Below are 8,137 nucleotides of genomic sequence, written 5' to 3'. Positions count from 1 at the left end.
AGCTAGAAAAATTCTTGTGGGGTGGGCGTCGGTGCCCGCCAGATGCCCACCCCACAAAGCTAGAAAAATTCTTGTGGGGTGGGCGTCGGTGCCCGCCAGATGCCCACCCCACAAAGCTAGAAAAATTGTTGTGGGGTGGGCGTCGGTGCCTGCCAGATGCCCACCCCACAAAGCTAGAAAAATTGTTGTGGGGTGGGCGTCGGTGCCTGCCCCTCAACTGCATTTTAAGCTGCAGTCCTTGCCCCGATCGCCTTCTGGTAAGCCGGACGCTCGGTCATGCGCTTAATATAATCCAAAACAGCCGGATAAGCGCTCAAATCCAACTTCAGCATCATCGGGATGTAAGCTAAAATCGACCCAACTGCCACATCTGCAACGCTGAATTCTTCGCCTAACACGAAAGGTTGCTGCTCAAAGATTTCATTCAACGGAGTCAGCAGGCGGGGTGTTTCGCGATCGCGACTCGCTTCCACAAAAATCCCCGGTCCTAATGTCGCATTCCCAAACAGCACCCATTGGGCAATTTCGGCTTGCTTCTCTAAGGAGTCGGATATTTTACCATACTTTTGCGCCAAATACAACAAAATGGCTCCGGATTCCCAAAGTTTAAAATCCCCATCGACAATAGCGGGGACTTTCCCCATCGGGTTAATTGCGAGAAATTCGGGTTGCCGATGTTCTCCATTTTGCATGTCCAACAGAACAAACTCGTAGGGAACGCCGATTTCTTCTAGATACCACTGCACAATTGAAGCCCGACTGCGGGCACCGCCGTATAGTTTTAGCATGTTTAACTTGGGTAATGGGTAATGGGTAATTGGTAATTGGTAATGGGGCAAAAGGGGCAGAGGTCTAGGGGCAGGTGGGCAGGGGAGCAGAGTGCCAGAGGGGCAAAAGGGGAATTTGAATCTATATTCTCCCCATCTCCCCATCTCCCCATCTCCCCCCTGCTCACCTGCTCACCCGCTCACCTGCCTATAGTACTTTGTGGGTGTACTCGTGCTGTTTGACGTTGTCCTCAGTGCGGACGATGCGCTGGGAGTTTAGCACCCGCTTGCGGTCTACCGAGTAGTTGAAGTCATTTTTTATACTCCCTGGGGGAATAATATTTTTGGCGGCGGGTTTGCGCTTGTAGGTGCGGACGGAGGCGATCGCTCGTTCGGCAAACTCCGCCCCAAACTGCGCCGAGGCGGGAAACTCTGCTGGAACAAGCAGTCTATCGTCCGCTAAAACCGCTCCCAAGGTTGTCCCCACAGCCATCTGATAGGAAGTTGGGATTCCCTTAACAATTGCTTCCAAAGCTGCTGAGGGAATCGGTTCTACAATGGGAACCTGATGTACTTCGCCGTCTTCTTTAATAAAACAGGTCGCCAAACCAACAACCAGGTAGTCATCTGCGGATACATCTGGGGCATTGGTATAGGATGTTGCCGTTGTCATGGGAATCTTTTTAAGTGTTTAACGGATGGATACAGATAGTGTCTATCCGTTGGATTTTACCTCTGTTTTGGGTGCATCATCGATGGTTTAATACAGCCAACAACGTTGGCATTTGCTAGGAAAGATTACCTATTGACCAGAAAATTTGGCTTTGTTTCCGAAATCTCGAACTACGGGACTGTAGTTTGTATTGGGTTGAACAAAACCGATTGCGATCGCTTGCATCATCTGTCTTTTAACAGATTCTCTGCCAAACAGAGGTTTCTACCCCAAGACACATCAGCAAGTGACACATTGGCAGAGCAATAAAGCTCTGAAAATTCATAAATTAATGTAACAAACCACCGCAAAAAAAAGGATCGCATGAACGCTCGCTTTTCTCTCAACAATCAAGACAGTGGGATACACCAGGGTCGCTTGACTGTTCCTCTAGCAGCAGCGGCGTCTCATTATAGCCAGCGGGAGCTTAAAGATTGTCAATGCTTTCATCCTGAAACATTTATTTCGGCATCTAACCAAAGAGAGATTTCATCACAGACTCGATTAGAAAAAGACAACCGTTTGCGTCAGGTTGCCCTTGAGAAAGCACAACAAGGGGAATATAGCAAGACAATTGAGATTCTAACTCAGTTGATCGATCGCAATGCAGGGAATGCAAACGACTACAACAATCGCGGTTTAGCATATTTCCAGAGCGGTCAACTCGAATTGGCGATCGCTGATTATAACCAAGCTATCCAACTCAATCCCCATCTGGCGGGTGCTTATAACAATCGGGCGAATTACTATGCTTCCCAAGGAAGGTTAGAAGAAGCGATCGCCGACTACGACAAAACCATTGACCTCAATCCCGTCCATGTCCGCGCCTGGATCAACCAAGGAATTACATTTCGCGACATGGGAGAATACGAACAGGCAATTGATAATTTTGAGTTTGCCCTGCGCTTGGGGTGGCTAAAAGGTCACGTCTATGCCGAACGCGGTCGGACTTACCACCTGCTGGGGGATTGGAACTGCGCCATCGCCGATTACCGACGCGCCCTAGAACACTTATCTCAATCGAACCCATCAAGCGCTAGCGCAGCAACACGCCTGCGCCAGCAAGTAGAAAATTGGTTAAAAGAGCTACTGAGTCCGTTTCAATCTTGAGGTCCGGTGAGATTTTCTTCCGCATCTGCATTCTTTTCCCTCAAAATAATCTGACGCCGCTCCGGATCGACGCGGGGGCTATTGTCTTGCATCACACTTTTCGATTGTTGCGGATCGAACGCGCGTTTGAATTCGTTTTGCAAGCCATTTACACGCGCTTGCGTTTGCTTGACTTCCTGGCCAATTTCCCCCAACTTGGTTTGGGTAGACAAGTGATAAGGTAGCAGTTGCACTAGAGCAGCCACAGCAGCGATAGAAAGGGTGACGTTGACCGCTAACTTGGCAAATGTTTCTAGAGCGATCGCCCTATAAGACTGACTGCGCCGCTGGTTTTGAACTCGGCGAGTACGGCGGCGAGGTTCTGGTGCTTGGAGGGGGCTTCTTGACGATTGAGTTGCCTTCATTGTCCGGTAGTCGTAAAGTACAACCTTTGGGGTAAATGCCCAATAATAGCCACTTACGCGCTTTGCTTTGGCTTGGGATTGTGACGAAACATTGCGCGAACGAACTACACTCTCCCCGCCGCCAGCAAGCTAGCAGCGTCAACATCCTAACAGTTGAACGGTACTTCTGCCAGATGGTACATCCCCACACAGAACGCTCTCCCACGCTGCACAGGGAGAGGGAGAGGGGGAGACAAGGGGAAAAGGGGACAAGGGGATAAGGGGATAAGGGGATGTTCCTACTCGACCCGTCTCCCCCTCTCCCATTCGACCTGTCTCCCCCCATGCCCTCAAGAGGGGTTATTTATAAAGTTCGGTTGACAAGCGGAAGGCGAGGATAGCGGGAATCAAGGCTACAACCAGCGCCACGTAAACTTGGGTATCGCTTATAGACATAGTGGGATAACTCCTGATTAATGGGTTAATCGTTCACCAATTTCAACCAAATAGGCACTCAGGTGGAATATTTTGTTACAACTTGCAACAATATGAGGGCGATCCCCACTCGCTTAGGGACGCTCTTTGGGATTAAGCTTAGGTAAAATAGCTGGGTCTGCCCAAATTGAAACCCCGCTGGTCGCTGTTAATTTACAACTCTGGTAAGAAAAATCGTTAATGCTCGACCAAATACTAAACTCACCATTTAATCAGGGACTTGAGGCGCTGCTGCTGTTGCCGGTTCTCATTGCTTTAGAAGCGGTACTATCGGCGGATAACGCGATCGCTCTCGCTGCAATCGCCCAAGGACTGGAAGACAAGAAACTCGAACGTCAGGCACTCAACCTCGGCTTGTTAGTCGCCTATGTGCTACGAATGCTGCTAATTTTAACCGCCACCTGGGTGACTAAATACTGGCAGTTCGAGGTATTGGGTGCGGCTTACTTGCTGTGGCTCGTGTTCCAGTATTTTACGTCCGATGAGGACAAAGAACACCACCACCACGGACCTCGCTTTACCAACCTCTGGCAAGCCATCCCCACGATCGCTCTTACCGATATAGCATTTTCCCTCGATAGCGTCACGACTGCGATCGCTGTTTCCAAACAAACTTGGCTGGTACTTTTGGGAGGCACTATCGGCGTCATTACCCTGCGGTTTATGGCAGGTTTATTTATCCGCTGGTTGGGTGAGTACGTTCATCTCGAAGATGCCGGATATTGTACCGTAGCCCTCGTGGGCGTGCGATTGATGGTGCGAGCTATTAACCCAGATTTAGTGCCGCCAGAGTGGTTAATGGTGAGTGCGATCGCTTTACTATTCCTCTGGGGCTTCTCCAAACGCACCGCTCCCGATACCGCAGCCGCATTCGAAGTACAAGAAGTACAAATTGATACCCGCGAGCAAGTGGAAAAACGATAAGCCCAAATCCGACACCCTTAAGGGTGTCGCTATACAAACTAAGGCTGCCAGAGCAGCCTGTAAAAATTTTAGCCCGCGCAGGCGTCTCGCATATTTGCTTAAAAACCCGGTTTCTCAAACAATACCTGCGCCAAAATCCCACCCTCTTGGGTGGGATTTTGGGTCAAAAGCTTCTGTAGATGGCTGGTGCAAAATAGTTTGACCGCTGAGGCGGGATGGAAATGAGCTGCTGGTGTGGGTGTTTAAAATTGTTTCAATTTCCTGGCACAAAAAGCGAAATCCCAGCGGCAAAACCATAATCTTGGCGGCAATGCTGCCATGGGACTCACCCGGTGCGATCGCTTGCTTGTAACTAGCAACTTGAGCTAATTATTATTCACCCCACTGATCGGGTAAACCTGTGGGAAGTAGCATCAATGACGGGGTAGGGGCACGGCATCAATAAGTTTCGTCGCTAACCCGAAATTATTTAGATGCCGTGCCCCTACAATCTTGGTCGGTGTTATTGCGATCGCACCTGACCCATCTCCCCAAAAGCTTACGCACCTTACCGCCATTCAAGAAACAGGCGATCGCTCACGCTAGAAACCCGGTTTCTGGCCTATTTTTACGTAAGTTCTGCTGTACTCTGCTTGGGGAAACTCTGGTAGAGCAAGTTGCGAGAATGAGTAACACAATCCCCGTGTATGCGCTCAAGGGGAAGTGGCAATTGAATTGCCTACTCCCCTTTTACTCAGCTAATTCCCATCACCTCACTTAAGCTAGAATTGCCAAGTGTGTGCATCGATTTCCCACTAGCTGAACACATGGCACATTCACAATCGACGGGTCTCAGTGGCAAGGGTGAATTATAAGGGGACGCAGCAGTGGAGGTTAATCCGCTAGTAGCTTGGTCGGGAGCAACTGAGTTGATCGCTGGAGCAGATGTTAATTCCCAGCCAGTAGAAGCATTGTAGGTGTAATAGTTACCGGCAACTAAGAATTTCATGGAGCCGCTAGATCCGTAGTAGTTTTGAATCGATAGCGAACCATTTGACCCCAAACCTATGTTTAAATTCGTGCCGCTGACTGTAGGTGTTAAGTTAGAGAGGCTGTAGCCAGACAATTCCAAAACATCTGAAGAACTGGTGGATTCAAAGATATCGTTTCCAGTGAAAGTGCCAAAAGTATAGCCCAAGAATTGATTGGCAGCACTATTAGCAATGATGCGATCGTTCCCTCCAGAGTTGATCAAGTTTTCCATTACTGTGTTGTAGGCAAGTGTAGTGCCAAAGCTAGAAGTGGTGTATGTGCCTCCCGTAGACCTATCGGTATAGGTTAAGCCGTTGTAAGCTGCTTGTGTTGTGAGAATACCCCCTTGATTCATGTCAAAGTAGTAGCTTGTTGCAGCTGCTAAACCCGAAAAATCTAAAGTGTCGATGCCGCCACTGTCCCACAGAGATTGCTTGATTTGGCTGGTACTACCCTTAAACTCACCGCCGACGGTGTACCCATAAACGGTGCTGAAGGAGTAGGTTGTGTTTGCGGCATTATTACTTTTGGCTCCATAAATGTATTGCAATGCTTGAATGTCATAAGCCATTGCTGTTATTGCCGCAGAGCCATTGAAGTTATACGACATTACCGTATTGGTAGTGTTGTCTTGTGCAGGGGACAAGAATGGTCCTTCCCCAGTCCCTGAACCGTTATAGTTACCTGGGTGTTTGAGGCCCAAACCATGGAAGGTTTCATGAATCAGCGACATATAACCATGATTACCAGGACTTCCCGAAAAACGGTTCACAGAGTCACTCTCGTAGTTTGGGTTCAAATGTACGTCACCAGAGCGTTTGTCAGTATTCGAGTAGGGATAGTAGGCGTAGGCGTAGCTTGGGCCATCAGAGAACATATAACGGATGACACCATAGTTGGTGGCTGTATCCGCAACTTCAACAAAACGAACGTTAATCAGTGACTCAAGGGATGAAAGAATTGAACGGACATTGCTCTTAATCCCGTCGCTGACAGGAGAAACAATTTCGCTGCCGTAGTAAGCAGTGGCACCTTCGCTGCTGAGGAAGCTATAGCTAATAGTGCCTCCATTGGAACTGGTGTTCCAATATGCGAAATTGGGGTTCCATAAGGCATTGATTAACGAGTTGGATGAAGCAGTGCCGGTTGCCACAATCGGATCGGTAACATTAGGAGCGTCATTATCGGCGATCGTTACCGTCCCACTGTTGGCAGTGCCTATAGTGTAGGCACTGTTCGATGCTAAAGTGACAATCGCCGTCTCATTACCTTCGACCAAACTGTCATCGATGACGTTAATGGGAAGCGTGACTGAAGTCGCCCCCACTGGAATCACCACGCTACCCGTGAGGTTGCTATAGTCGCTGCCGTTGGTGGCAGTTCCCCCAAGGGTGTAGTTTACTGTTAGTGCTGTTGCGGTGCTACCAGTGCGGGTAATGGTAAATTGACCGGGATTAGGAGTTTGACCAGTTAAGGTTTCTGCGGCACTGGCGTCTGTGGCGCTAATAGTGACAGTGGGTGGGGATACCACAGGGTTAGCCGTCAAGCTGAGATTGTAATTAGTATTTACCCCACTCATCGGGTAAACCCGTGCGAAATAAGTACCGGCATTGAGGGTACGGCTAATCGCGTCTGGAGTTGTACCGACGTTGTAGGAACCTTGCAACACATCCTTACTATTGATGATGCCGTTGTTGTTGACATCTTGAATTAACTGCACATCCGCATTGCCACTCAACCCGTTGAGGGTGAGGCTGAAATTGCTGTTGCTGTTGAGGGTGAAGCGGTAGAAGTCGTTGGTGTCTGTTGTACCTACAAAGTCGCTGAAAGTTTGAGTGCCGCTGAGAGTGCCGATGTTGCGGGCACTACCCAGGGTGTTGTCCATTTCTATCTGAATGGCTTTTCCATCTAACGTTATAGTTGCTGTATCATCTTCAGCCTTTAAAGCCAGAAGTTCACCCTCGCTTAACTGCTTGCCTTGAATGGTTGCGGCAAAAATTTCTCCTTCATCTCCCCCTGCATCCAAAACATTGATTTTCGAGTCTATATAATGCCCAATCTCTTCGAGAAGCACGCTGGTAATCGCCTCTGGATTACCAGCGTTTTGGGCAATGAATTCCTGGGATAAATAAATCGTGTTGGTCACGCTGGCAAAAGCGCCATTCGCCCCATTCATTGCAGCAGATGGCAGAATCTCAATCCCTGGCAGGTTACTAAAATTGCCCCCGGTAAATTCTTGAACTAACTTACTAGCCACCTCGGCATTCCAATTATTGCCGAAAGCTAGATTCATTTTGGCGTTGAAATCTGGAGCGGTTGCAAATCCTTTCAGATATCCTTGCGCCGATTGCAGCGCTTTCTCTACAATGTCCTTCGATAAAACCTCGCCAGTGAGCCGATCTACCGATGATTTCTCTGCCGAAGTGGTGCTGTTGTAATTGCCTGAATTTAAAGCTTGATCGCTTTGATATCCTAGCGACAAATGAGATATCAAAAGATTATCATCACCGCTGCATGTGAAATTTTTTATGTCTATTTCTTGACTAAATGCACTATTTCTGCTGGGGGAGGCTAGCATTTCAATGGTTGATTCTAAATTCAATCCGGAATTAGTGAAATACTGCTTGAAAGATGTAACCCAAATGTTATTTTGCTGTGAACGTAGCGAATAAAACATTGACTTTTCCATAAAATTATTCATAAATAAGATAACCAGGAGTTTTATACTTTTTCAA

The 8,137-nt window shown here is 48.2% G+C and carries 8 protein-coding genes; 3 read left to right on the top strand and 5 right to left on the bottom strand.

The genetic code is table 11. From position 1 onward, the window contains the following. Positions 1-224: 224 nt before the first annotated feature. Together MiSe_RS34315 and MiSe_RS34310 are read right to left on the bottom strand one after the other, a co-directional pair. Positions 225-788 (bottom strand): glutathione S-transferase family protein, encoded by a 564-nt coding sequence (locus tag MiSe_RS34315; RefSeq protein WP_226588585.1) that lies wholly within the window; start codon positions 786-788, stop codon positions 225-227. A gap of 187 nt (positions 789-975) precedes the next feature. Beyond that, positions 976-1,440 (bottom strand): hypothetical protein, encoded by a 465-nt coding sequence (locus tag MiSe_RS34310; protein ID WP_226588583.1) that lies wholly within the window; start codon positions 1,438-1,440, stop codon positions 976-978. Positions 1,441-1,803: 363 nt separating this feature from the next. Here MiSe_RS34310 and MiSe_RS34305 point away from each other — a divergent pair, with 363 nt between their 5' ends. Next, positions 1,804-2,589 (top strand): tetratricopeptide repeat protein, encoded by a 786-nt coding sequence (locus tag MiSe_RS34305; RefSeq protein WP_226588581.1) that lies wholly within the window; start codon positions 1,804-1,806, stop codon positions 2,587-2,589. Here the strand turns inward: MiSe_RS34305 and MiSe_RS34300 are convergent. Then, a complete protein-coding gene (locus MiSe_RS34300) occupies positions 2,580-2,993 on the bottom strand; it encodes a slr1601 family putative cell division protein (RefSeq protein ID WP_226588579.1) in 414 nt (137 codons plus the stop codon). The two genes, MiSe_RS34305 and MiSe_RS34300, sit on opposite strands and share 10 nt — an antisense overlap. 339 nt (positions 2,994-3,332) lie before the next feature. Beyond that, positions 3,333-3,428, bottom strand: a complete 96-nt coding sequence (gene psaM, locus MiSe_RS34295; protein WP_226588577.1) for a photosystem I reaction center subunit XII — start codon at positions 3,426-3,428, stop codon at positions 3,333-3,335. Between the two features lie 219 nt (positions 3,429-3,647). Between psaM and MiSe_RS34290 the strand changes: the two genes are divergently transcribed. Continuing rightward, on the top strand, positions 3,648-4,391 hold the full coding sequence (locus MiSe_RS34290; protein ID WP_226588575.1) for a TerC family protein: 744 nt from the start codon (positions 3,648-3,650) through the stop codon (positions 4,389-4,391). Positions 4,392-4,869: 478 nt separating this feature from the next. Beyond that, positions 4,870-5,151 carry a hypothetical protein gene (locus MiSe_RS34285; RefSeq protein ID WP_226588573.1) on the top strand — a complete coding sequence of 94 codons (282 nt, stop codon included), beginning with the start codon at positions 4,870-4,872 and terminating at the stop codon, positions 5,149-5,151. On the opposite strand, the gene MiSe_RS34280 is transcribed toward MiSe_RS34285, so the two are convergent. Then, the gene (locus tag MiSe_RS34280) at positions 5,125-7,896 is read right to left on the bottom strand and encodes a Calx-beta domain-containing protein (protein ID WP_226588571.1); all 2,772 of its coding nucleotides are present in this window, start codon (positions 7,894-7,896) and stop codon (positions 5,125-5,127) included. The two genes, MiSe_RS34285 and MiSe_RS34280, sit on opposite strands and share 27 nt — an antisense overlap. Positions 7,897-8,137 lie beyond the last annotated feature (241 nt).

The sequence above is a fragment of the Microseira wollei NIES-4236 genome (assembly GCF_020521235.1).
In the GTDB taxonomy this organism is placed as follows: Bacteria; Cyanobacteriota; Cyanobacteriia; order Cyanobacteriales; family Aerosakkonemataceae; genus Microseira; species Microseira wollei.
The sequence above is the reverse complement of the archived record's forward strand: the minus strand, read 5'-3'. Positions and strand labels throughout refer to the sequence as shown.

What these genes read in the sequence shown, in the direction of transcription:
- MiSe_RS34315 (WP_226588585.1), bottom strand. Translation starts at nt 788, where the DNA reads ATGCTAAAACTATACGGCGGTGCCCGCAGTCGGGCTTCAATTGTGCAG.
- MiSe_RS34310 (WP_226588583.1), bottom strand. Translation starts at nt 1,440, where the DNA reads ATGACAACGGCAACATCCTATACCAATGCCCCAGATGTATCCGCAGAT.
- MiSe_RS34305 (WP_226588581.1), top strand. Translation starts at nt 1,804, where the DNA reads ATGAACGCTCGCTTTTCTCTCAACAATCAAGACAGTGGGATACACCAG.
- MiSe_RS34300 (WP_226588579.1), bottom strand. Translation starts at nt 2,993, where the DNA reads ATGAAGGCAACTCAATCGTCAAGAAGCCCCCTCCAAGCACCAGAACCT.
- psaM (WP_226588577.1), bottom strand. Translation starts at nt 3,428, where the DNA reads ATGTCTATAAGCGATACCCAAGTTTACGTGGCGCTGGTTGTAGCCTTG.
- MiSe_RS34290 (WP_226588575.1), top strand. Translation starts at nt 3,648, where the DNA reads ATGCTCGACCAAATACTAAACTCACCATTTAATCAGGGACTTGAGGCG.